A 22,743-nucleotide genomic window follows, 5' to 3' on the forward strand; every position below is an offset into this window, starting at 1 on the left:
CGCGCCGAGTTTGGCTAGTGCCGGTGAGTCTTTTACATCATATCGTTGAGTATGATACCAACACCGACGCGAGTCTGCTTGTAGTTGTAGTCAATCAATGACTCCCCGTAACCGCTGAACACCTGGGTGTAGAAGCGAACGTGAGGGGTAATCGGATAGCTCCACGCCAAATCACCGCCGCCGTAACCGGTGTTCCAGTTGTAGCGCGTGGTCAGGCTGATCACACTGTCACCCAGCGCGTAGCCTATTTTAAGCCGGTAGTAACCCATATACTTGGTCATGTCCGGATTATCGTCATTATTTTCGTTTTCTGGAATGCGGTACCACGGTTTAAGGTCAACCTGCCAGTTTCCGTTTTGCGCCATAAAACGCGCATAGACGCGGTTCCAGCTGCGAGAGGTCGGATCGGCACGGCCATTCGACTGGTGGTTAACACCATATTCCGCTTCACGCAGGGTCCAACCCAGCGCTTCGTAATCTGTAGCCCAAGCCAAAAACAGCTGCGGCTCGTAGTTGGTTTCGCGGAACGGCGAAGACTCGGCGCTGTTCGACAGCTGCCAGAACGATTTTTGCGTGTAAGACGCGCCCAGCACCGAGTTATCACCGGCAATGCCGCGCCACAGTGGGAACGCCAGACTCAGCTGAAACTCGACCTCATCATTTTTCGCATTATCCGCCCAGTTATAGGACTGAATCGCGTCTTTGTTGATGTGGTTGGTGTAGGTATAAAGAATGTAGTTTGATTCGTAAGGATAAAGCGTAAAAGGGTTGTCGTGCTTTTGCAGCATGTTGGCGATCACGCTGCCACGCACGCTTGGCGTATCATGCACGTCCTGAATCTTTGCTTCATCAGCGTGGCTGATTAAAGGTATGGCTAACATGGCAGCGCCAACGGCCCAAGAATTACGCATTCTCTTCATCCCAAAATAAAAATGTTTTGTCAGTCGACGGCATTCTCAAGGTTTGCCGATTGATTTATTTTTCAAAAAAACAGGACATTCTACACACAATTTCACGTCGCGTTAGGTTTAGCATTGGTAAGCTGGAAATCAATATTTTTGCGGCCTAAAATCAACAATTAATTTACAACTTGCCCACGCCTTTTTTTATCGATCAGGAAATTTTCATGTCTGTAACGCCGTTGACGCACGATTCCGCCCGCCAGCTGATTGGCCGGATTTTCATCTATGACATGCCCTTCAACCGCGAGCTTGGGCTTGAACTTCAACGGCTGGAAAAGGATTACGCCGAGCTGAATTTCAAGAACCAACATCGTCTGGTGGGTAACGATGTGCAGAAAATTCTTCACGGCGGCGTGATTGCTTCCGTGCTCGACGTGGCGGCCGGACTGGTCTGCGTCAGCGCCGCGCTGGTGCGTTTCGACAAACCCGAGCATCCGCTGCTGGAAGCCGAGCTGCGCCAGCGTTTATCGAAGATGGGCACCATTGACCTGCGCGTCGACTATCTGCGTCCGGGCCGTGGCGAGCATTTTACCGTCAGCAGCACGCTAATTCGCGCGGGTAATAAAGTGTCGGTGGCGAGGGTTGATCTGCACAACGATCAGGGATTACATATTGCCACCGCCACGGCGACTTATCTGGTGGGTTAGCGAACTTTTTATTCACTCGATTTCTCGTCACTCGCCTTAGCAATAATCATTATTTATTGATTATTAACCACTTATCAGGACATTGTCATGGACGCCAAACGCACCCGACAGGGCGTGATTTTTGCTTTTATCGCCTATTTTATCTGGGGCCTCGCGCCCGCCTATTTCAAGCTGCTTAAACAGGTTCCCGCCGAAGAGATTCTGACCCATCGCGTCATCTGGTCGTTCTTTTTTATGCTGCTGTTACTGTCGCTGAGCCGCAGCTGGGGCGACGTGCGCAAGGTATTTGCGATGCCGAGAAAGGTCTGCATGCTGCTGATAACCGCGCTGCTGGTCGGCGGAAACTGGCTGCTGTTTATCTGGGCCATTAATCACAATCATATTCTTGAGGCCAGTCTGGGCTATTTTATTAATCCACTGGTGAATGTGTTGCTCGGGATGCTGTTTCTTGGCGAACGTTTTCGCCGCCTTCAGTGGGTCGCCGTGGTGCTGGCGTTTGCGGGCGTGGTGGTGCAACTGTGGGTCTTCGGTTCCTTGCCGATTATTGGTATCGGCATTTCGCTGACCTTCGCTTTCTATGGCTTGCTGCGCAAGAAAATCGCCGTCGACGCGCAGTCGGGTATGCTGATTGAAACCCTGTGGCTGCTGCCTGCCGCCGGAATTTATCTGTTCTTTATTGCCCACAGCGCGACCAGCAATCTGGCGGCCAATCCGCTGTCGCTGGACCTGCTGCTGGCGGCGGCCGGGATTATCACCACCATCCCGCTGCTCTGCTTCACCGCCGCCACCTCGCGACTGAAATTCTCGACGCTCGGTTTTTTCCAGTACATCGGGCCGACGCTGATGTTCTTGCTGGCGGTGATGTTTTACGGCGAAACCGTTAAGCCGTCGCAGCTGGTGACCTTCGCCTTTATCTGGGGCGGGCTGGCGTTCTTTATCGCCGATGCCCTGCGTCATCAGCGCCAGCAAAGAATTGCCAGCGCCACGGCGGAAAAAGGACTACCAAGCCAAACGGTCAATTAGAGGAGACGGGCGTGGCGCTGCGGGAAATAAAGCGCGCCATCGCCGGTCCGGTCACGATAATGGTCAGCAGCCGCAAGGTTTGCATCGCCATAATAAACGAAATATCTACGTGACTGCCCGCCGCGATAATTGCCACCGTGTCCAGCCCGCCGGGACTGGTGGCGAGATAGGCAGTCAGCAAATCAACGTTGATAACTTTGGTAATAACCCACGCCATCGCGCCGCACAGCAGCATCAAGCCGATAATCGAGGCGATCATTTGTGGCAGCGTGCGCAACGCCAGTTTGAAGATGGGACGGGTAAACCGCAGGCCCACGCTCCAGCCGATAAAGGTGTAAGCCAGCGCCAGCAACCATTCCGGCACCTGAAGTTCCAGCGTGCCGGTGGAATGCACAAACGCGCCGACGATAGCCGGGATCAGCAGCGCGCCGGACGGGATCCGCAAAATCGGCGCCAGCCAGACGCCCGCCAGCGCGAGCAATGGCGTGGCGAGAAAACGCCAGTCCAGCGGCGGGAACCACACCACGGACGCCGCGCCGGACACGGCATCGCCAAGACTCATGCGCGCGACAAAGGCGGCGGCCGTCGCGACGAATAACACCCGCAAATACTGCATAAACGCCACTAAACGGACGTCGGCGCCGAAATCACCCGCCATCGCCACCATTGCGCTCGCCCCGCCCGGCGAAGATCCCCACGCGCCCGTCGGCCCCGGCAAGTCGCTGAATTTCACCAGCAACCAGCCCGAAAGCCCGCTGGCGAGCAGCGTGCAAACCAGCACCATCAGCACTAAAAACCAGTCGTGCAGCAGCGGCGGCAGAATCGACGGCGACAGCGCCTGCGCAATCATGCAGCCGATTACGCCCTGCGCGATTTTAAAGAAAATGCCCGGAATACGCACCGTCGCGCCGAAAATCCCCATCACCACGCCCACAATCATCGGCCCTAAAAGCAGTGCCGCCGGAACGTTAAAGTATTGGAAGACAAAGCCCAAAATCAGCGACGCCACCACCAGCACGCACCACTGGAGGCGGGGCGCCATACTTTCCATAAACATTGATAAGATCTGCGTTAAATAAACAATGGGGATATTGTTAACATATTTGGGCGGGAAAGGGATACGAAAGGGGCGGAATTTCCCCGGCGAACCGGGGAACGTGTGACTGGGGAAAGCGGTTATTGAAAAACGCTGTTCACTAAAAATGCTATTTACTGGAGATGCTGTTCAATGAAAGTAAAAACTACAGCCAGTTTTTCCGTTTGAAATAAAGGTAAGGCGCGAGACCCGCGAGCACCATCAGCAGCAGCGCCGCCGGATAACCAAAGTGCAGCTTCAGCTCGGGCATAAATTCGAAGTTCATGCCGTAGCTCGACGCGACCAGCGTAGGCGGCAGGAAGACCACGGAGACCACCGAGAAGATTTTGATGATGCGGTTCTGCTCGATGTTGATAAAGCCCATCGCCGCCTGCATCAGGAAGTTCACCTTCTGGAACAGCGATTCGTTGTGCGGCAGCAGTGATTCGATGTCGCGCAGCACTTCACGCGCCTGCTCCAGCTGTCCGCCCGGCAGACGCGCCTTGCGCACCAGGAAGTTCAGCGCGCGCTGGGTATCCATCAGACACAAACGCACCTTCCAGCCGATATCTTCCAGCTCGGCCAGCGTCGAGAGCGCAGCGTCGTATTCGTCGCCCTGCTGCCCTTCCATAATCACGCGGCTCAGCTTTTCCAAATCGCTATAAATGTTTTCTATCTCATCCGCCAGCTGTTCGATTTTGGTTTCGAACAGATCCAGCAGTAGCTCGTAGGCGTTGCCGTCGGTCAGCTGCTGATTACGTGCGCGCATGCGATAAAGGCGAAACGCCGGCAGCTCGCGCTCGCGCAGCGTGTACAGACGACCGTCACGAATGGTAAACGCGACCGTGCTGTTGCCCGCGTGGTCTTCGGCATCTTCGTAATAAAAGAAGGAGTGAATATGCAGCCCGTCTTCATCTTCGAAGAAACGCGCCGATGCCTCGATATCGTCCAGTTCCGGCCGGGTTGCCAGACTTTGCCCCAGCTCGTGCTGAACGCGATCGCGCTCCAGCTCGTCAGGCTCAACCAAATCGACCCACAGAGACTCTGACAGCAAAGCCTCTGATTCATCCAGTTCCAAACGGGATAAGCGGCTATTTTCTAATTTAAATGCACTCAGCATGTGCCCGTTCTCCCTAATGGTGTCAGCCTAATGGCGACAGGAATAGACAACGCTTTGAAGCACAAGGGGGAAACACGGGGTGAAGCTCACCGTTATGTTTCAGACCCGATTCAGGTCTGACTCACAGCGACGGGGTGAGGTCGCTGACAACCAAATTAAGCAGGATTCATTGATCCGCTCTCCGGCCGTCAGCAAATGAGGACGGCCTAGGAGTGGAACCTGCTTAACAGATTATTGAGCCAGTATCGACTGGGTGCGTCCAAGGCGAAAATCCTCATAAATAATAGTGCGCGCATGTTACGCCGAGAAGAAAAAGACTGTCAACCGGCAACATGTCTAAAATCGCAACATTTCGGCACGATTTTCAACCTGCCATCAATAGCCTATACAGATACCCCCATGAGGATTTATTGACTACACTGATTGGCAAACAGCGTCACTCCTAACTTCTTGCATGCACACTTCCCGGGAATAAAAATGATAAAGCAGATCTCCAGCGAAAACCTGACCCAGCTTGCCACCAAGGCCATCGAATCACCCCGTTTACGCAGCAACCTTAACCTTCACCCAGACGTCAGCGATCCCGTCCAGCGCCTTGCTATCGTCATGGAGCCCGAGAGTTATGTGCGCATTCATCGCCATCCTCACACTTGGGAAGTCCTTACCTCGCTGGCCGGCCGTTTTGTTGTATTGATTTACAATTCAGAAGGGGAAGTCACAGAAAGAGTGGTATTGGGAGAAGAAGCTCAAGTAATAGAAATACCCGCCGGAATCTGGCACAGCGCCCTCTCCCTCGACAGCGGCAGCGCCTTCTTCGAACTGAAACAGGGTCCTTACGTCCCCGTTCCCGAAGAAGACACCTTCCCTAACAGCCCAGCCGAAGGCGACGAAAAATCCCACGCCATCATGGCCTGGTACGCCACCGCCAAAGTCGGCGATAAGATCAAGTTTTAAGGTTTTAACTACAGCTCTACCCGAGGGCGCAAGCGTCGCGGCTATATTGAGTGCGGACAGCGCGCAGAACCCGCAGCATACATGAGTATGTGAGGAGTTCGAGCACTGCCCAATCTCAATAGAGCAAGTAAGCTAGCCCGTCCAGAATAACTTCAAGGGCGCAAGCGTCGCAGGCATATTGAGTGCGGACAGCGCGCAGCAAGCGGAGCGTACATGGGTACGTGAGCATTGCGAGCACTGCACAAGCTCAAAATGGCAAGCAAAATAGCCCGCCTAAGCTTACGCGCCGTTAGACTGCGTCTAAACGGGCGTAAGCCATCACCAGCCATTTGATGCCTTCGTTGGGAAAGGCAACTTGCAGCCGGCTGTGATCCCCACTGCCTTCCATATTTACTATCGTGCCTTCGCCGAATTTCGGGTGACGCACGCGCTGCCCTAGCTTGAAGCCGCTGTCGTTTTCCGCGACCACCGGCGTTCCCATGCTGCGATGGTTGACCTTGCGAGTCACGCTGGCACGCAGACGCACCTCTTCGACACAGTTTTCGGGCAGCTCGCCAACAAAGCGCGACGGACGGTGATAAACCTCTTTACCATACAGTCGGCGGGTTTCGGCGTACGTCAGCGTCAGCTTTCTCATCGCACGCGTCACGCCCACGTAAGCCAAACGGCGCTCTTCTTCGAGACGACCGCCCTCATCGAGCGACATCTGGCTCGGGAACATGCCCTCTTCCATGCCGACAATAAAGACCTGCGGGAACTCCAGCCCTTTGGCCGAGTGCAGCGTCATCAGTTGAACGGCATCTTGATAAGCATCGGCCTGGCCTTCGCCCGCCTCCAGAGACGCGTGAGAAAGAAACGCCTGAAGCGGCATCATGTCCATATCTTCATCCTGATAGCTGAACTGACGGGTTGCCGTCACCAGCTCCTCAAGGTTTTCGATACGCGCCTGGCCTTTTTCGCCCTTCTCCTGCTCATACATGATAAACAGGCCGGAATCTTTGATAACGCGGTCGGTTTGCACGTGCAGCGGCATCTCGGAGGTTTCATGCGCCAGCGCGTCGACCAGCTCGGTAAAACGCTGAAGTGCGGAGGCAGCGCGTCCGGCCAGCGCTTTTTCTTGCAGCAGCGCGCGCGTGGCCTGCCACATTGTCAGCTGGCGATCGCGGGCGGTTTGTCGCACCACGTCGAGCGTGCGGTCACCGACGCCGCGCGTTGGCGTGTTCACCACGCGCTCGAAGGCGGCATCGTCATTGCGATTGGCCATCAAACGCAGATAAGCCAGCGCGTCTTTGATCTCCTGACGTTCGAAGAATCGTTGACCGCCATAAATACGATAAGGCATCGCCATTTGCAGCAGCGCCTCTTCCAGCACGCGCGATTGGGCGTTGCTGCGATAGAGAATGGCGCAGTCTTGCAGCGCGTTGCCGTTTTCCTGCCACGCCTTGATGCGATTGACCACGAAGCGGGATTCGTCCAGCTCGTTGAAGGCGCAATAGAGCGAAATCGGCTCGCCCTCGACGTCTTCGGTCCAGAGGTTTTTACCCATTCGGCCACTGTTATTGGCGATTAAGGCGTTGGCGGCGCTGAGAATGGTGCTGGTCGAACGATAATTTTGCTCGAGGCGAATAGTTTCGGCGCCCGGGAAATCACTCAGGAAACGCTGGATGTTTTCGACCTGCGCGCCGCGCCAGCCATAGATTGACTGGTCATCGTCGCCGACGATCATCACGTTATTATTTTCACCGGCCAGCAGGCGAATCCAGGCGTACTGAATGCTGTTGGTATCCTGGAATTCGTCGACCATCAGGTTGGTAAAGCGCTCGCGATAGTGCTGCAAGATGTGCGGCTTGTTCAGCCACAGTTCGTGAGCGCGCAGCAGCAGCTCGGCGAAATCGACCAGACCCGCGCGATCGCAGGCTTCCTGATAGGCCTGATAGATGCGTAACCAGGTAGCTTCCACCGGATTATTATAGCTTTCAATGTGTTGCGGACGCAGACCTTCATCTTTTTTGCCGTTGATGTACCACATTGCCTGACGTGGCGGCCACTGTTTGTCGTCGATGTTCAGCGCCTTGATGATGCGCTTGAGCAGACGCAGCTGGTCGTCGCTGTCGAGAATCTGGAAATCCTGTGGCAGATTGGCGTCAAGATGGTGCGCGCGCAGCAGGCGGTGCGCCAGCCCGTGGAACGTACCAATCCACATGCCACCCTGACTGGTGCCGATCAGCTGTTCGATACGATGGCGCATCTCGGCGGCGGCTTTATTGGTAAAGGTTACCGCCATAATAGAATACGGCGAGCAGTTCTCTACCGACAGCAGCCAGGCGATGCGATGCACCAGCACGCGCGTTTTGCCGCTGCCCGCGCCCGCCAGCACCAGCAAATTGCTGCGCGGCGCGCCTACGGCCTCGCGTTGTTTTTCATTTAGGCTGTCGAGCAGGTCAGAAACGTCCATAAGCACCGTTTGTCCGGATAGAGAAATGCATCCCCGCGCTGTGCGTTGCATTTTTGCAAAATACGTTTACAAAACATGTTTACACAATACGTTTACAACATACGTGCGCGCAACGCGAGGAGGTTTACTGCTGTTATATACAGTATTTTAGCCGAAATGGCTACCTGCGGATTATAGCAGCGTGGTCAGCGATGCCAATTGGTTGATCTCGATGTGGGGCAGCAGGCGCGCATCGCGGGCGGTCATCAGATTGTGTTCGCGCAGGTTTATCCAGCAGGCCTGCATGCCGCAGCGCACCGCGCCGGCGACGTCGGTAGTGAGATCATCGCCAACGTGAAGAATATTTGCCAGCGGCACGTTTAAACGCTCGGCCGCCAGGTGGTACATGTCGCGCCACGGTTTTGATCGTCCATCGCGTCCGGCCACCAGCGTAAATTCAAAATACTTTGAAAGCCCGAACAGGTCAGGATTGGCATTGCCGTTGGTGATCGCCACCAGCGGGAACTTTTTGCCGAGCGCGGCGAGCGTGTCGTGGGTTTCTTGCGGCACGTCAATGCGGCTGCGCCACTGGGCGAAGTTTTGCATGGTGGCTTCGGCACCCGCCGTCGCTTCGGCTTCACTCAGTCCGCGACGCAGCATGGTGAGATGCAGCGCCCTGTGCCGCCACGCGGTAACATCATGATAAATCTCGGCATCCTGTTCAAGCAGCTCTGCCCGCACCGCCTTCCACTCTGCCGCTTCGATATCCGCCGTAGCCGGATGATACTGGCGCAGAAACGCCATGGTTTCCGATTCGGTACGCACGATGACCGGATAATTGTCGTAGAGCGTGTCGTCGAGATCGAAAGTGATCGCGTCGATCTGTCGTAGGGGACGATAAAACTTCATCAGGATTTTCCTCGTTTAGCGCGGGGATGCGCGGCATCGTAAACGGACGCCAGATGTTGGAAGTCGAGGTGGGTATAGATTTGGGTGGTCGACAGATTGGCGTGGCCCAGTAACTCCTGAACCGCGCGCAGATCGCCGCTCGACTCCAGAACGTGAGTCGCAAAAGAGTGGCGCAGCTTGTGGGGATGAATATGGCTGTTCACGCCCTGCTTGATGCCCCACTCGGCAAAACGTTTTTGCACGTTGCGGGTAGAAATCCGTCGGCCTTGATTAGAGAGAAACATTGCGTCATCTTCGGGACCAAACAAATCCCGCAGCGCCAGCCAGTTTTCGAGCCAGGTCACGGCGGTGCGGCCAATCGGCAGCTTGCGCTCTTTGCTGCCTTTACCCATCACCCAGACTTCACCGGAAGGCAAATCGACGTGGCCGATATTAATGCCGACCAGCTCGGAAAGACGCAGACCCGCGCCGTACATCACTTCCAGCATCGCGCGGTCGCGCACGGCTAAAGGATCATTGAGGTCGATATCCAGCAGTTGCCCGACTTCGTCGACATCAATATTTTTCGGCAGGTGCCGCGGCGCACGCGGGGTCGAAATCCCTTTTGCCGGATTGGCCTTCAACACGCCTTGATAGACCTGCCAGTCGAGAAAACTGCGCAACGCGGACATGCGCAGCGCCAGACTCGACGCGCCGAGACCGGCACGCTTGCTGCGCGAGGCCAGCATTCTGACCTTCGCGGCATCGAGGTCGCGCCAGTCGGTAAGGGTTAACTCTGTCGCCATGCCGATCAGCGCCTGCAGCTGATGATGATAACTGCTCTGGGTCAGCGGACTTAGCTGACGTTCAACGCGCAGATAACGCAAAAACGCGTCGACGGCGGGTTGCAGAGGCGAATCGGCGGGGGCAATCATACGCGTTCAATCCAGCGCGAAATCAAACCGGGCAGCATTTTGGCGAGCTGGTCGAGCATCACCGTGCCCATTCCGGCCTGATAATGCTGGGGATCGCGGCTGCTGAAAATCAGCATGCCCAACTCGCCGTGATCGCCCATTAATGACAGCGCGACGGAACCGACCGCCTTGGCCTGTGGCAGAACCAGCAACAGCTCTGGCCCGTTCAGGCTGCCAAGATAGTGCTGGGTGTCGCCAAGCCGTTGAATACGAAGTGATTCAAACGCACTGCGGTTTAACGCCAGATGCGTGAAATCAGACGGCGCGCCGATGCGCCAGCTTTCGCTGAACAGTCGAATATTGGCACCGGCCAGACCAAAACCGCGCCCCCAGCGTTGCAGGCGGTTAAGCATGTCCTGCAAGCTGGTGGCATCGGCCAGATTGGCCTGCAATTCAATGAGTCGCGCAAACAGCGTTTCGTTGATGGTCGCCTGCTCCATCAGCAGCGTGATCTCTTCTTCGAGCTGCGCGATTTGATGGCGCTGACGTCCGAGCTGCCACTCCACCAGCGAGGTGCTGCCTTTCACCGGATGCGGCACGTGCAGCTGTTCTACGCTTCGCGCGTTTCTGATAAAGAAATCCGGGTTTTGCAGCAAATACTGCATGACCAGCTCGTCATCGAGTTCGGTTACGCTATCAATCTGGTCATCGAGATTGTTCATAGATGAATAAATCCGTCATAAACATGGGTGGCAGGACCGGTCATATAGAGCGGATGACCCGGGCCTTTCCAGCGAATGTCGAGGCTGCCTCCCGGCAGTTCTACCTGAACTTCTTCTTCCAGCAAGCCTTGCTGAATGCCAATCGCGACTGCCGCACAGGCGCCGCTGCCGCAGGCCTGCGTTTCGCCCGCGCCGCGCTCGTAAACCCGCAGCTTGACGCTGTTCGAATTGAGCACCTGCATAAAGCCGACGTTCACGCGCTCGGGAAAACGCTCGTGACTTTCGAGCAGCGGACCGAGTTGTTCAACGCTGGCGGTCAGCACGTCATCGACCTGCAACACGCAGTGCGGATTGCCCATCGACACCACGCCGCACAGTACGGTGTGCTCTTCCGCCCGCAAAATGTAGGTTTTCTCGGGTTTCGGCGCGCGGAAGGGAATTTGCTGCGGCTCGAAAATCGGCTCGCCCATATTCACCGTCACCAGCTCGTCTTCGGTGACCGTCAGCGTCATGCGGCCGTTCTGGGTGCTGACCTGAATGTCGCGCTTGTTGGTTAAGCCTTTAATCCGCACGAAACGGGCGAAACAGCGCGCGCCGTTGCCACACTGCATCACTTCGCTGCCGTCGGCGTTGAAGATACGGTAGTGAAAATCCAGCTCGGGATCGTAAGGCGGTTCGACGACCAGCAGCTGGTCAAAGCCGACGCCACGGTGACGATCGGAAAGTCGGCGGATCAGTTCGGGAGAGAAGTAAACATTTTGGGTGACGGCGTCAACGACCATAAAGTCATTGCCCAAGCCGTGCATTTTAGCGAACTGCATATCTTACTCCGCTTGACGCCTGGCCATCGCCAGACGTAATGATCCTGTAGCCTGATGATTAGTATTGCGACGAGCTGTTCTTTTGCGCGTCACGATCGGGAGAGACGCCCGGCGTGGCCGACGGCTGCTGGTTAGGCACCACGACTTTTTTGGCGCTGGTTTTGTCGGCCGGCGGAAAATAGAGAGGGCCTTTCAAGCCACAGCCGGAGAGCGCAAACAGGACCATCGAGGCCAGAGACCAACGGAGTGCGGTTTTCATATTCAGCGTTTTCATGTTGTTTGTTTTCATTTTAATCGGGATCTGCGAGTCACCGTCCAAGCTCTCTATAATCGCAGGTGGATCATGAAAAGCAATAGGAATCGGATATCAAAACAGGGAACGACCGAGGCTGCATTTAGCGCAGAGGCGGTGGATCAGTGGATTTGAAACTGCTGCGCCAGATTGGCCGCCGCCAAGCCTGCCTCTGGCGCGACGGCTGCCAGCTGAGGCAGCACGTTGCTGCGAAAAGGGATCACCTGCGTGCGGCCGTCGAGTGAAACAATCTGGTAAAACTGCGGCAGATTAAAGTTCACAAAGCTCGAGCCGTAGGTAAATCGGTCGTGTGACGACGAGTAGAAACGGCTGACGTCGCGCACCAGATCCTCTTTACTGCCTTCGCAATGGTGATAAACCTCGACGCGGTTCGACTCGTCGAGAATATAGATGGTAAAGCCGCCGTCTTCGCTGGTGGACTCGAAGAAGAACTGAATGATCCCTTCGCTGGCGTAGCCATCCACCGCCGACGGCAGATGCACCTGCGAAGTATCGACTTTTATGGAGCGGCCGTGCAGCTTGTTGTTCGAGATAGCGCCGTAAAACTCGATGGCGTTTTCGAGTTTCTGCACGGAAACGCTCAGACGTTCGAAGAACAGGCCCCACGTTTGCCCAGAAACTCGCACCGCTTTGAATCGGCCCGGCTCCAGACGTTTGCTCGACAGGCGCAGCTCGATGCATTCAGAGACTAACTGCTGAATTCGGGTGCGGATTAAGCCGCGCAGGTGCTGGCTGTAGCAGAATACTTCGACGGATTCGGGCGGCGCGGCGTCTTGATGCATCTTGCCGAGAATGGTTTTCAGCGCCTCGAGCACAGCCTGCTCGCTGTTGAAATGCAGCGTTCGCACTTCGTTCCACGAGTTGCGATAGAGCAGGTCGATACTGCCGACCAGACACTGCTGCTGCTCGCCGAAGCTGAAAACGTCGAGTTTACGGAAGTCAAAATGCACCACCTGATTGCGGAACGCCGCGGTCGGATCGTGTTCGAGATTGACGATAATCGACAGGTGGCGAATTTCGCAGGGGCTGTACAACGCTTTCGGCGTTGGCGCGGGCAGGCGAATCGGGAAGTTGTGCGACACGTCGGCGACCAGCTCGCGCAGCTTGGAAATATCACACAGATTGCTGCTCTTTATATGCAGACGGGTCGTCGGCGTCAGCAATCCGTTGAAATAGGCCCACGCCACCAGCTTGCTCAGATAGCGGTTATATTCCAGCGGCTGATGGCTGATGATTGAATCCATCGACGGCGACTGGTTATAAAGATACCAGCCGGTACGATTGGCGCGGCCAACGGGTACATGAATAAAGGTCAGGTCGCTTTCGGACAGGTCGGGAGAAATTTGCGGATTGACCAGCGTGACCTTGCCCGGCAGCGCTTCAAACGCGGCGTAGAGTTTGCGGGTCAGCACGCCGATATCCTGCGGACTGGCGCTGACGCTGAGATTGTTGCGGCGCGCAAAGCGGATAAGATTTCGATAGCTTTGCATCATCGCGTCGAGCAATTCGTTGTGCGCTTCACGCACGCGCTCGATTTTCCAGTTGGCGCGGTTGTCGAGAATTTCAAGACGCTCGGCGCTCCAGCCCCATTCGCTGACCAGCTGGGTCAGGATTTCACGTCGCCAGCCGACAGAAGCGCGCGCGCGCGAAAGCTTCTCGCACACTTTGAGATAGAAACAGCGGCGCACTAAATCGAGGCGGGTGAAATCTTCAATTTGCGTCAGATAACGGGTAACGCGGTCCAGCATCATGCAGTAAGCGTCGAGCCCAAAACAGACGATTTCGCCCTGATGCAGGCGCTGTTTGATATCCATCGCCAGCAGTTGGGTATTCGGATATTCCCAGGAATAGGCTTCGAGCAGCAGCGTTTTCAACACGGCTTTATAAGGCGAGTCGATACTTTTATAGAGCTGCCACAGGCTGGCACCGAAATACTCTTCGGCTGAGAGCGTGCTCAGCCCGCCGAGGTCGAGCCACTCGTTCGGGGTCAGCGCGCCCTGTGAATAAAGGGAGAGCACGTATTCGTCGTAATGCGGCTCTTCTTCGCCGGGCACCATATTCCACAGAATACGTTTACCCGCGAGGCGCACGGCGGTACGGTAAAATTCGTCGAGCAGCAGAATATGTTGCGTGGAACCGCAGTCTTCACCGCTCAGGCTGCCGCTTTCATTATGACGGAAACGGTTTTCGTCGATCATGAAGAAGCTGACTTCAACGCCCAGCGACGCCGCCCACTGTTCGAGCAGCGAACATTTTTGCTGCAGGCGGTTGCGCTCTTCGTTGTCGAGCCAGGATTGGTGGCAGACCCAAATGTCGAGATCAGAGCTTTGGCTCTGGCCAATAGAGGAGGTGCTGCCCATCGAATAAACGCCGGTTATCGGCAATTCGCCCTTTATGGTCGGTTCGATCGGGTGAGCGCTTTTTTCTTCGAGGTCGTTCAGCCAGGCTTGCTGGGATTCATCAGGCGTGAAGATGCAGACGCCGTGGGGCACTTTACCTTCAAGGTAACCCGGCATCAGTGGATGATGATGATGTAACAAGATGGGCAACAGACTGTAGACCTGCTGGAAAGCGGGACCCTGAGCCACAACGGCGCGATCAACGCGTAGCTGATTTATTGCATCCAATCTTTGCTTTAATGTCTCGATGTAGAGGTACAAGACTATTCGCCTGATTTTCAGTGTTTGGAAACAACCCCGTCTCCAAATTCGTCGTGAGCTTTTACTAAGCTTTAATTTATATTATGAATTGACGAATATTTGCTGGAAACGTGATCAATTTAACACCTTGCCGTTTGACGGTAAAGGAAGTAACGCACCACAATTACTGTTGCGTCTTTATACATTTTACTTCCTTATACGTCACGCCACAAATTTCCCTGTTTACCCGCACTAACTCCCCTGAACGCTGACACCTTGACACTGTAGGTGTTAGGATGGTCCGCGAAATTAAAAAAAACGGTAACAAGCATGTTAGACAAAATCATTCGAATTGCCACCCGTCAGAGCCCGCTGGCTCTGTGGCAGGCACAATTTGTACAAAGCCGCCTCAAAGCCTTCCACCCCGATTTACAGGTGGAATTAGTGCCCATGGTCACCAAGGGTGACATTATTCTCGACACGCCGCTCGCCAAAGTCGGCGGTAAAGGCCTGTTCGTGAAAGAGCTTGAACTGGCGATGCTCGAAGGCCGGGCGGATATCGCCGTGCATTCGATGAAAGACGTGCCGGTCGACTTCCCTAAAGGTTTAGGTCTGGTGACGATTTGCGAACGCGAAGATCCGCGTGACGCCTTTGTCTCCAACGATTTTGCCAGTCTCGATGATTTGCCTGAGGGCAGCATTGTCGGCACATCCAGCCTGCGTCGTCAGTGTCAGCTGCGCGAACAGCGCCCTGACCTGATTATCCGTGATTTACGCGGCAATGTCGGCACCCGTTTGGCAAAATTAGATAAAGGCGATTATCACGCCATTATTCTGGCCTGCGCGGGCCTGATTCGCCTGGGTCTGGAGTCACGCATTCGTACTTCGCTGTCGCCGGAAGCCTGTCTTCCTGCTGTCGGTCAGGGCGCGGTCGGCATTGAGTGCCGTCTCGACGACACGCGTACTCGCGAGCTGCTGGCGCCTCTTGCCCACCGCGAAACCACCCTGCGCGTGCTGGCCGAACGCGCGATGAACACCCGTCTCGAAGGCGGCTGTCAGGTGCCGATTGGCAGCTACGCCGAGCTTGATGGCGACACGCTGTGGCTGCGTGCGCTGGTTGGCGCGCCGGATGGCAGCCAGATGGTGCGCGGCGAACGCCGTGGGCCAAGCAGCGAGGCCGAAAGTATGGGGATTAGTCTGGCAGAAGAGCTGCTCGAAGGCGGCGCGCGCGAAATTTTGCAGGAAGTTTATCAGGGTAATCTGCCGCGATGACCATTCTGGTGACCCGCCCCTCTCCTTCCGGAGAACAGCTTGTTGCCCGGCTCAGAACGCTGGGAAGGGTCGCCTATCACTCGCCGTTAATCGAATTTGCGCCGGGAAATGACCTGCCGCAGCTTCCCGCCATGCTCGCCACGCTTGCGCCAAAAGACCTGATTTTCGTGTTGTCGCAGCACGCCGTGAAGTACGCAGACCGCGCGCTGCATGAGCAGGGCCAACACTGGCCGGATTTTGTAAGCTATTATGCTATAGGACGAACCACCGGTTTGCTGATGCATCGGGCAAACAGCCTGCCGATAATTTATCCGCAGGACGGTGAAACCAGCGAGACGCTGCTGACGCTTTCGGCGCTGCAAACCTCTGCAATTTCGGGTCATAACGCCTTGATTTTGCGTGGCAACGGCGGACGTGAACTGCTGGCGGACACGCTAAGGGAGCGCGGTGTTAACGTGAGCTATTGCGAATGTTACCGACGCAGCCCGCTTTATTATGACGGCAGCGAGCAGAGCTCCAGCTGGCAGCGAGCCGGAATTAATACTCTGGTGGTCACCAGCGGAGAAATGTTACAACAGTTATATACGTTAGTTCCTGATTACTATCGAACAACTTGGCTCTTGGGCTGCACGTTGGTAGTAGTGAGCGAACGTTTGGCGACTCTGGCCCGTCAACTTGGCTGGCAATCGATTAGGGTCGCAGAAAACGCAGATAATGATGCGCTGATCCGTGCATTAAAAACCGTGTAAAAAAACTGACTAAGGGATGTGCCCAGATGACGGAACAAAAAAATCCTTCCGTAGAGCTTGATAAACAAGACCTTGCGGTTGAGAGCCCCCAACAGCCAGATTCTGCTCCTCGTGAAACTGTACCTAGGGAAAAACGTACGGGACCTGTGTTGGGTGCTATCGCCATCGTCTTGGTGATCGCGCTGGGCGTAGGCGTTTACTATCACGGACACCAACAGGCCAAGGCGGATATCGCCACCAATGAAGCGTTGCAGGCCCAGCTTGCCGAGCTGAAAAATAGCCAGTCGCAGGACAAGCAGCAAATTAATACCTTGCTGGGTCAGCAGGATAAATCGTTGCAGGAAGCCGCGCGCCAGCAGGCGTCGTTCAGCCGTCAGTTGAGCGAATTGCAGGATAAAGTCGCCAGCATTTCCGGCAGCGATGCCAAAACCTGGATGCTGTCGCAGGCAGATTTCCTGGTCAAACTGGCCGGTAGAAAACTGTGGAGCGATCAGGATGTCACCACCGCCGCCGCGCTGCTGAAAAGCGCCGACGCCAGCCTCGCCGACATGAACGATCCTAGCCTGATTGACGTTCGCAAGGCGATCAATGAAGACGTGGGCAGCCTGTCCGCCGTGACGCAGGTCGATTTCGACGGCATCATTCTGAAAGTTAATCAGCTCTCCAATCAGGTCGATAATCTGCGTCTTGCCGACAACGATACCGACGATTCACCGATGGACAGCGACAGCGGCGAGCTTTCCAGCTCTCTGACCGAATGGCGTCAGAACCTGAGCAAAAGCTGGCACAACTTTATGACGGATTTCATCACCATCCGCCGTCGTGATACCAGCGCCGAACCTTTATTAGCGCCGAATCAGGACGTTTATCTGCGCGAAAATATCCGTTCTCGCCTGCTGGTCGCCGCGCAGGCCGTGCCGCGCCATCAAAACGAGATCTACAAACAGTCGCTGGAAACCGTGTCGACCTGGGTTCGCGCCTACTTTGATACCACCGATCCGGCGACCAAGGCGTTCCTGAACGATCTGGACAATCTGAGTCAGCAGTCTGTTTCGATGGACGTGCCTGACCAGCTGAAAAGCCAGCCGATGCTCGAAAAACTGATGCAGACGCGCGTGCGTAACCTGCTCCAGCAGCCCGCCGCCGCGACCACCGCCAAACAGGGGGAATAACGCATGCTACGTGTTCTCATACTGTTTTTGATCGTTATTGCCGGGATTGTCGTCGGTCCCATGCTGGCGGGTCATCAGGGTTACGTGCTGATTCAGACGGATAATTATAATGTCGAGACTAGCGTTACCGGTCTGGTCATCATGGCTATCCTGCTGTTTGTGGTGCTGTTTTTCGTCGAATGGCTGCTGCGTCGCCTGTTCCGCACCGGCGCACGTACGCGTGGCTGGTTCGTAGGTCGCAAACGCTCGAAGGCGCGTAAACAGACGCAGCGCGCGATGATCAAACTTGCCGAAGGCGACCATCGTCAGATGGAAAAACTGCTGGCGCGCAATGCCGATCACGCCGAACAGCCGATGGTGAACTATTTGCTGGCCGCCGAAGCTGCCTCACAGCGTGGCGACGAGATCCGCACCAATCAGTATCTCGAGCGTGCTGCCGAGCTGGCCGACACCGATCAGCTGCCGGTGGATATCACCCGCGTGCGTATTCAGCTGGCGCAGGGCGAAATTCACGCCGCGCGTCACGGTGTTGACCGCCTGATTGCCCTGTCGCCGCGTCATCCCGAGATTTTGCGCTTGGCCGAACAGGCTTACATGCGCACGGGTGCCTATGCCTCGCTGATGGAAATCCTGCCGTCGATGGCGAAAGCCGATATCTATGACGAAGAGCAGCTGCAACTGATTCAGGAGCAGGCGTACGTCGGCGTGATGAATCAGCTGATGGCGGAAGAAGGCAGCGAAGGCCTGAAACGCTGGTGGAAAAATCAGAGTCGTAAAACGCGTCACGAGCCTGCGCTACAGGTCGCGATGGCGGCACATTTGATTCAGTGCAACGACCATGATTTGGCGCAAGAGGTGATTCTCGACGGGCTCAAGCGTCAATACGACGAGCGTCTGGTGGCGATGATGCCGAAGCTGCGTTCTGGTAATCCTGAACAGCTGGAGAAGTTCCTGCGCAACGCTATCAAGCAAAATGGCGCGACGCCGTTGCTGAACAGCACGCTCGGACAGCTTCTGCTGAAGCACGGAGAGTGGTTGCAGGCCAGCGAAGCATTTAAGGAAGCCTTGAAACAGCGTCCCGATGCCTACGATTACGCCTGGCTCGCCGATGCGTTGGACAAGCTGCATAAACCCGCCGAAGCCGCTGAAATGCGCCATCAGGGCCTAATGCTGACGATTAATAATTCGCAGCAGTAAAGTGTGTAAGGCTTAAAAACCAGACCATCAAAAGCTCGCTTCGGCGGGCTTTTTTTTACCTATTTTCCGCCCTATTCCCCGTCCAATTACCAAATTACAGGCAAAAAAAAACACTTGCCGAGTGGGCAAGTGTGAAAACAATCAGGTCTTTGACAACAGGGTAGTGTCACACTCAACGTATTGCCTGCTGGTTGATAACGTCTTAAAGAAGTTATCGGTCAGATAGACAGGAGACACTGTAATTTGGCTCTGCATCATTCCCAGGTATATGAAGCTACGCAATCATAAAGGGTGGAATGAGCATCTACGGGGCAGATATTGCAGGAAACATGCCAAAAGATAAAGTCCGAAATTATCAATCCCGCAATAAATTTCAATTCATTGATATTAATAAGAATAATAGACTAAAAATCCTGACGATTTTTGATAGGTCGCTAAACCGCTGTAAGAAAAGCGTTTTGCTGTCGTCATTGTGTCGCTGGGCAGTGACAGTATTGCGATCTTTAATTATTTATGATTATTTTCAACGTGATAAGTGTCTGCTTTTAGCGACAGCCATTATTGAGAATGGAGACACTTTTAAGCAGGCAAACTGGCGGGATGAGATGACAAAAGAAGATAAGAAGATAAGAAGATAAGAAGATAAGAAGATAAGAAGATAAGAAGATAAGAAGATAAAATGCAGAAACAGAAAAACAAAAAGCCCCGCATTTCTGCAGGGCTCTTTATTTGAATTGGTCGGCGAGAGAGGATTCGAACCTCCGACCCACTGGTCCCAAACCAGTTGCGCTACCAAGCTGCGCTACTCGCCGATGTACTGCTTTTCTTTACTATCACAACCTGTGTTACGGATTACGTGGTGCAAAGCGATTAAAGTTGTGTGTGGTGCGAAGAGAGGGACTTGAACCCTCACGTCCGTAAGAACACTAACACCTGAAGCTAGCGCGTCTACCAATTCCGCCACCTTCGCACTGTCACAAACTTTACTCTTATTACTCACACTTACTTCACAAGGAAGAAGTGGGGTGGCTAATGGGGCTCGAACCCACGACAACTGGAATCACAATCCAGGGCTCTACCAACTGAGCTATAGCCACCATTGTATCTTTACTTCACGTCCGAAACTAACACCGCAACTCTTTGCGCAAAACCAACCGAGGTCAATGGTGCGCCCGACAGGATTCGAACCTGAGACCTCTGCCTCCGGAGGGCAGCGCTCTATCCAGCTGAGCTACGGGCGCTTAGCGCCGTTGCGGGAGGGGATACTACGGTCAAACCGCGATCCTGTCTAGTGCTTTTTTTTAAAAAAGTTTCGTTTGATTACGAATTGTCCATTGCGCACTAAAATTAAGCATTTCAGCCTCCCCTCCCCGCTTTCTTTATCGAAAAAGCCGTTATTGGCTTCTACGGTTCATGCCAAGCGCCAGATAAATCAGCGACACGGCAGCAATAAATACGGCACCTACCACCAAAGAAATACGCGTATCCGGGTTAATTGCCATCCCAACCAGCACGCAAAGCAGGAAAGCCAGCGTCAGATAGTTGGTATAAGGGAACAGAATCGACTTGAACGGATGACTTTTCAGCGCCTCGCGATGCGCCTCACGGAAACGCAGCTGGCTGACCAGCACCACAAACCACGGAATCATGCCCGGCAGCACGCTCGCACTGTAGACGTAAACGAATACCTGCTCTGGATTCGGGATCAGGTAATTCAGGCCGGAACCCACCAGCAGACAGATAATCGTGACCGCAATTCCATACACCGGCACGCCGCTCTTCGACACTTTCGACAGAAACGCAGGCAGCTGACGATTCTGCGACAGCGCGTAAAGCATGCGACCGCAGCTGTACATTCCGCTGTTACAGCCTGAAAGCGCCGCCGTCAGCACCACAAAGTTGATGATTCCCGCCGCCGCCGTGATACCGACTTTAGCAAAGGTCAGCACGAACGGGCTGCCGTGGGTGCCCATTTCGTTCCACGGGAAGATAGTGATCACTACGAAGATAGCGCCGACGTAGAAAATCAGGATCCGCCACAGGATGTTATTGATGGCGCGCTTGAGCGTCACCTGCGGATTCTTGGCTTCACCGGCGGTAATGCCGACCAGCTCGACGCCCTGATAAGAGGCGACCACAATACACAGCGCAAACAGGAAGCCTTTCCAGCCACCCGCGAAGAAGCCGCCGTGAACCGTCAGATTATCAAAGCCGATCGCCTGACCGTGGTTACCAAAGCCGAAGAAGATGACGGCCAGCCCGACCACAATCATCACGATAATGGTGGTGATTTTGATCAGCGCAAACCAGAACTCCATTTCGCCATACAGCTTGACGGCGGCCAGATTGGCGGCAGCAACGATAGCGACGGCGGCCAGCGCCGGGATCCACTGTGGAAGCTCGGGGAACCAGAACTGCGCGTAAACGCCGATGGCGGTAATCTCGGAAATGCCGACCGCAATCCACATAAACCAGTAGCCCCACGCGGTCAGATAACCGAAATAGGGGCCAAGATATTTATGCGCATAAACCGCGAAAGATCCCGCGACCGGCTCGAGGTGCAGCATTTCGCCCATCGAACGCATAATGAAAAACACAAATACGCCGGCCAGAATATAGGCCAGCAATACGGAAGGACCGGCCCACCTTAGCGTGCTCGCCGCCCCCATAAACAGCCCTACGCCGATAGTCCCGCCTAACGCTATCAACTCGATGTGGCGGGCTTCCAACCCTCGATGGAGCCCTTGCTTCTCTTCGCTACTCGCCATAAATCCTCTGTTTCTCGAATGTTGTGCTTGCTCTGTGTCCCGGGTGGCCCGGACTATTATTGTTATTTCCCAAGCAAGGAAGGTAAGTCCCAAGCTCAGGGCAGATAAAAACGGCGGTATGGTTCCGTATTTTGCAGTCAGTTGCAAACAGGATTGAACAAAATAGCGGTACAGGTCGAATTTGCGGCGAGATGACGAGAAGAGAGGCTCTGTGACCCGGAGGAATGTCGGGTCACAGAGGGAATGCAAAAAACAGCAACCCTTTGTTTTAATTGATTGAAATTTGCACAGCTCTATATTTAGGCAGTAATATCAAACCAGTCATCAGCATTTGACGATAGATAGCCTATTCACTCTGATAGCAGGTATCACGCTGTGGCAAAGTATCAGATCGACTCAATACAACATTGGGAACCCTTTGAACACGACGGTGTGAGCTACTCACTTTCACATCTTGATGTCCACGAGATGACATATAAAGGAACTAAGCAAGATTATACCTTTGTCGTAACTTACGGCCTGCACTGCTTCGCCAAAGAGGATACGCCCTACGTCATTTCCGTAGTGTATAAAGACGGTCGCGAAAATAAAACCGTTTGCATGGAACGTTACGAAGCCTCAAAACATCTACGTCACATTTTGGAGAATTTGCCTACCCTGGCCTTGTTTCAAACGACTGTAGATAAGTTTTTTACTCTAGATATGCTGAACACTTTCACCAGAAAATATGAGCCCTATAAGGTCTGTATCGCCTTCTATAAAGAAAAGCGCCTGCTGCGGATGCATATTCTTTCAGCATTCTTTGCTCGGACAGGTCCGGGTGCTGTAGGCGTAAAAATCCCCAACAAGTCTGTAAGCTTGTTTAAAGTCGCGATGGACATAGCGGCTAAGCCAAGAAATGCCAATATTCCAAAAGAAGCAACCAATAGAAAAGGCATGGGGCAGAACGTCAAAAGTGGAATTGAATAGAAATAAAGAAGAGTTGAAGCTGAGGCAGAGGCAGAAGAAAAGACGACCCCCTTTCGGGGGTCTCAGCCGCTTTTAGGCGGGTCAGGACACTTTACCGTCATGGA

The 22,743-nt window shown here is 54.5% G+C and carries 20 protein-coding genes and 4 tRNA genes; 9 read left to right on the forward strand and 15 right to left on the reverse strand.

The window, feature by feature from the left end; genetic code table 11:
* Positions 1-32: 32 nt before the first annotated feature.
* On the reverse strand, positions 33-911 hold the full coding sequence (gene pldA, locus SC206_RS06360) for a phospholipase A (protein WP_332735298.1): 879 nt from the start codon (positions 909-911) through the stop codon (positions 33-35).
* Positions 912-1,126: 215 nt separating this feature from the next.
* On the opposite strand from pldA, the gene SC206_RS06365 reads away from it, so the two are divergent.
* Positions 1,127-1,609, forward strand: coding sequence for a thioesterase family protein (locus SC206_RS06365; RefSeq protein ID WP_332735300.1), 483 nt, complete (start codon positions 1,127-1,129; stop codon positions 1,607-1,609).
* 87 nt (positions 1,610-1,696) lie between these two features.
* Positions 1,697-2,632, forward strand: a complete 936-nt coding sequence (rarD, locus tag SC206_RS06370) for an EamA family transporter RarD (RefSeq protein WP_332735302.1) — start codon at positions 1,697-1,699, stop codon at positions 2,630-2,632.
* Here the strand turns inward: rarD and SC206_RS06375 are convergent.
* Together SC206_RS06375 and corA are read right to left on the reverse strand one after the other, a co-directional pair.
* On the reverse strand, positions 2,625-3,674 hold the full coding sequence (locus SC206_RS06375) for an AbrB family transcriptional regulator (RefSeq protein WP_332735304.1): 1,050 nt from the start codon (positions 3,672-3,674) through the stop codon (positions 2,625-2,627). The two genes, rarD and SC206_RS06375, sit on opposite strands and share 8 nt — an antisense overlap.
* 199 nt (positions 3,675-3,873) lie before the next feature.
* Entirely contained in the window at positions 3,874-4,827 is a 954-nt protein-coding gene (gene corA, locus SC206_RS06380) for a magnesium/cobalt transporter CorA (RefSeq protein WP_332735307.1), read from the reverse strand.
* 477 nt (positions 4,828-5,304) lie between these two features.
* Between corA and SC206_RS06385 the strand changes: the two genes are divergently transcribed.
* On the forward strand, positions 5,305-5,781 hold the full coding sequence (locus SC206_RS06385) for a WbuC family cupin fold metalloprotein (protein ID WP_332735309.1): 477 nt from the start codon (positions 5,305-5,307) through the stop codon (positions 5,779-5,781).
* Between the two features lie 289 nt (positions 5,782-6,070).
* Here the strand turns inward: SC206_RS06385 and uvrD are convergent, their stop codons facing one another.
* The 7 genes from uvrD to SC206_RS06420 all read right to left on the reverse strand — a co-directional run bounded on the left by uvrD (position 6,071) and on the right by SC206_RS06420 (position 14,533).
* Complete coding sequence (gene uvrD / locus SC206_RS06390; protein WP_332735311.1) at positions 6,071-8,236, reverse strand: DNA helicase II; 2,166 nt, start codon at positions 8,234-8,236, stop codon at positions 6,071-6,073.
* 171 nt (positions 8,237-8,407) lie between these two features.
* Complete coding sequence (gene yigB / locus SC206_RS06395; protein ID WP_332735313.1) at positions 8,408-9,124, reverse strand: 5-amino-6-(5-phospho-D-ribitylamino)uracil phosphatase YigB; 717 nt, start codon at positions 9,122-9,124, stop codon at positions 8,408-8,410.
* Complete coding sequence (xerC, locus tag SC206_RS06400) at positions 9,124-10,038, reverse strand: tyrosine recombinase XerC (protein ID WP_332735315.1); 915 nt, start codon at positions 10,036-10,038, stop codon at positions 9,124-9,126. Before xerC ends, yigB begins: the two co-directional genes overlap by 1 nt.
* On the reverse strand, positions 10,035-10,739 hold the full coding sequence (locus SC206_RS06405) for a DUF484 domain-containing protein (RefSeq protein ID WP_332735317.1): 705 nt from the start codon (positions 10,737-10,739) through the stop codon (positions 10,035-10,037). Before SC206_RS06405 ends, xerC begins: the two co-directional genes overlap by 4 nt.
* Positions 10,736-11,560, reverse strand: coding sequence for a diaminopimelate epimerase (gene dapF / locus SC206_RS06410; protein ID WP_332735319.1), 825 nt, complete (start codon positions 11,558-11,560; stop codon positions 10,736-10,738). The genes SC206_RS06405 and dapF overlap by 4 nt, the downstream gene beginning before the upstream one ends.
* 58 nt (positions 11,561-11,618) lie before the next feature.
* Positions 11,619-11,819 (reverse strand): LPS translocon maturation chaperone LptM, encoded by a 201-nt coding sequence (gene lptM, locus SC206_RS06415; protein ID WP_332735390.1) that lies wholly within the window; start codon positions 11,817-11,819, stop codon positions 11,619-11,621.
* Positions 11,820-11,974: 155 nt separating this feature from the next.
* On the reverse strand, positions 11,975-14,533 hold the full coding sequence (locus SC206_RS06420; protein ID WP_332735321.1) for a class I adenylate cyclase: 2,559 nt from the start codon (positions 14,531-14,533) through the stop codon (positions 11,975-11,977).
* Positions 14,534-14,842: 309 nt separating this feature from the next.
* Between SC206_RS06420 and hemC the strand changes: the two genes are divergently transcribed.
* The 5 genes from hemC to SC206_RS06445 all read left to right on the forward strand — a co-directional run bounded on the left by hemC (position 14,843) and on the right by SC206_RS06445 (position 19,540).
* Positions 14,843-15,784 carry a hydroxymethylbilane synthase gene (hemC, locus tag SC206_RS06425; protein ID WP_332735322.1) on the forward strand — a complete coding sequence of 314 codons (942 nt, stop codon included), beginning with the start codon at positions 14,843-14,845 and terminating at the stop codon, positions 15,782-15,784.
* Positions 15,781-16,533 (forward strand): uroporphyrinogen-III synthase, encoded by a 753-nt coding sequence (gene hemD / locus SC206_RS06430; RefSeq protein WP_332735324.1) that lies wholly within the window; start codon positions 15,781-15,783, stop codon positions 16,531-16,533. Before hemC ends, hemD begins: the two co-directional genes overlap by 4 nt.
* Positions 16,534-16,559: 26 nt before the next feature.
* Positions 16,560-17,705: a uroporphyrinogen-III C-methyltransferase gene (gene hemX, locus SC206_RS06435; RefSeq protein ID WP_332735326.1), complete on the forward strand. Its 1,146-nt coding sequence runs from the start codon at positions 16,560-16,562 to the stop codon at positions 17,703-17,705.
* A 3-nt stretch (positions 17,706-17,708) separates the two neighbouring features.
* Entirely contained in the window at positions 17,709-18,902 is a 1,194-nt protein-coding gene (gene hemY, locus SC206_RS06440; RefSeq protein WP_332735328.1) for a protoheme IX biogenesis protein HemY, read from the forward strand.
* Between the two features lie 296 nt (positions 18,903-19,198).
* Complete coding sequence (locus tag SC206_RS06445; protein ID WP_332735329.1) at positions 19,199-19,540, forward strand: hypothetical protein; 342 nt, start codon at positions 19,199-19,201, stop codon at positions 19,538-19,540.
* Between the two features lie 97 nt (positions 19,541-19,637).
* On the opposite strand, the gene SC206_RS06450 is transcribed toward SC206_RS06445, so the two are convergent.
* From SC206_RS06450 to thrP, 5 genes are all read right to left on the reverse strand, one after another.
* Positions 19,638-19,714: transfer RNA gene (locus tag SC206_RS06450), tRNA-Pro, on the reverse strand.
* Between the two features lie 71 nt (positions 19,715-19,785).
* Positions 19,786-19,872, reverse strand: a tRNA-Leu gene (locus tag SC206_RS06455).
* Positions 19,873-19,923: 51 nt separating this feature from the next.
* Positions 19,924-19,999: transfer RNA gene (locus SC206_RS06460), tRNA-His, on the reverse strand.
* 67 nt (positions 20,000-20,066) lie between these two features.
* Positions 20,067-20,143 (reverse strand) — tRNA-Arg (locus SC206_RS06465).
* Positions 20,144-20,296: 153 nt separating this feature from the next.
* Positions 20,297-21,670, reverse strand: coding sequence for a bifunctional threonine/serine APC transporter ThrP (gene thrP, locus SC206_RS06470; RefSeq protein ID WP_332735330.1), 1,374 nt, complete (start codon positions 21,668-21,670; stop codon positions 20,297-20,299).
* Positions 21,671-22,045: 375 nt separating this feature from the next.
* Between thrP and SC206_RS06475 the strand changes: the two genes are divergently transcribed.
* Positions 22,046-22,639 (forward strand): hypothetical protein, encoded by a 594-nt coding sequence (locus SC206_RS06475; protein WP_332735332.1) that lies wholly within the window; start codon positions 22,046-22,048, stop codon positions 22,637-22,639.
* Positions 22,640-22,743 lie beyond the last annotated feature (104 nt).

This window comes from Rouxiella sp. T17 (genome assembly GCF_036663475.1).
Taxonomy (GTDB): domain Bacteria; phylum Pseudomonadota; class Gammaproteobacteria; order Enterobacterales; family Enterobacteriaceae; genus Rouxiella.

Excerpts from the sequence above, each read along its gene's own strand:
- pldA (WP_332735298.1), bottom strand. The coding sequence starts at position 911 with ATGCGTAATTCTTGGGCCGTTGGCGCTGCCATGTTAGCCATACCTTTA.
- SC206_RS06365 (WP_332735300.1), top strand. The coding sequence starts at position 1,127 with ATGTCTGTAACGCCGTTGACGCACGATTCCGCCCGCCAGCTGATTGGC.
- rarD (WP_332735302.1), top strand. The coding sequence starts at position 1,697 with ATGGACGCCAAACGCACCCGACAGGGCGTGATTTTTGCTTTTATCGCC.
- SC206_RS06375 (WP_332735304.1), bottom strand. The coding sequence starts at position 3,674 with ATGGCGCCCCGCCTCCAGTGGTGCGTGCTGGTGGTGGCGTCGCTGATT.
- corA (WP_332735307.1), bottom strand. The coding sequence starts at position 4,827 with ATGCTGAGTGCATTTAAATTAGAAAATAGCCGCTTATCCCGTTTGGAA.
- SC206_RS06385 (WP_332735309.1), top strand. The coding sequence starts at position 5,305 with ATGATAAAGCAGATCTCCAGCGAAAACCTGACCCAGCTTGCCACCAAG.
- uvrD (WP_332735311.1), bottom strand. The coding sequence starts at position 8,236 with ATGGACGTTTCTGACCTGCTCGACAGCCTAAATGAAAAACAACGCGAG.
- yigB (WP_332735313.1), bottom strand. The coding sequence starts at position 9,124 with ATGAAGTTTTATCGTCCCCTACGACAGATCGACGCGATCACTTTCGAT.
- xerC (WP_332735315.1), bottom strand. The coding sequence starts at position 10,038 with ATGATTGCCCCCGCCGATTCGCCTCTGCAACCCGCCGTCGACGCGTTT.
- SC206_RS06405 (WP_332735317.1), bottom strand. The coding sequence starts at position 10,739 with ATGAACAATCTCGATGACCAGATTGATAGCGTAACCGAACTCGATGAC.
- dapF (WP_332735319.1), bottom strand. The coding sequence starts at position 11,560 with ATGCAGTTCGCTAAAATGCACGGCTTGGGCAATGACTTTATGGTCGTT.
- lptM (WP_332735390.1), bottom strand. The coding sequence starts at position 11,819 with ATGAAAACCGCACTCCGTTGGTCTCTGGCCTCGATGGTCCTGTTTGCG.
- hemC (WP_332735322.1), top strand. The coding sequence starts at position 14,843 with ATGTTAGACAAAATCATTCGAATTGCCACCCGTCAGAGCCCGCTGGCT.
- hemD (WP_332735324.1), top strand. The coding sequence starts at position 15,781 with ATGACCATTCTGGTGACCCGCCCCTCTCCTTCCGGAGAACAGCTTGTT.
- hemX (WP_332735326.1), top strand. The coding sequence starts at position 16,560 with ATGACGGAACAAAAAAATCCTTCCGTAGAGCTTGATAAACAAGACCTT.
- hemY (WP_332735328.1), top strand. The coding sequence starts at position 17,709 with ATGCTACGTGTTCTCATACTGTTTTTGATCGTTATTGCCGGGATTGTC.
- SC206_RS06445 (WP_332735329.1), top strand. The coding sequence starts at position 19,199 with ATGAGCATCTACGGGGCAGATATTGCAGGAAACATGCCAAAAGATAAA.
- thrP (WP_332735330.1), bottom strand. The coding sequence starts at position 21,670 with ATGGCGAGTAGCGAAGAGAAGCAAGGGCTCCATCGAGGGTTGGAAGCC.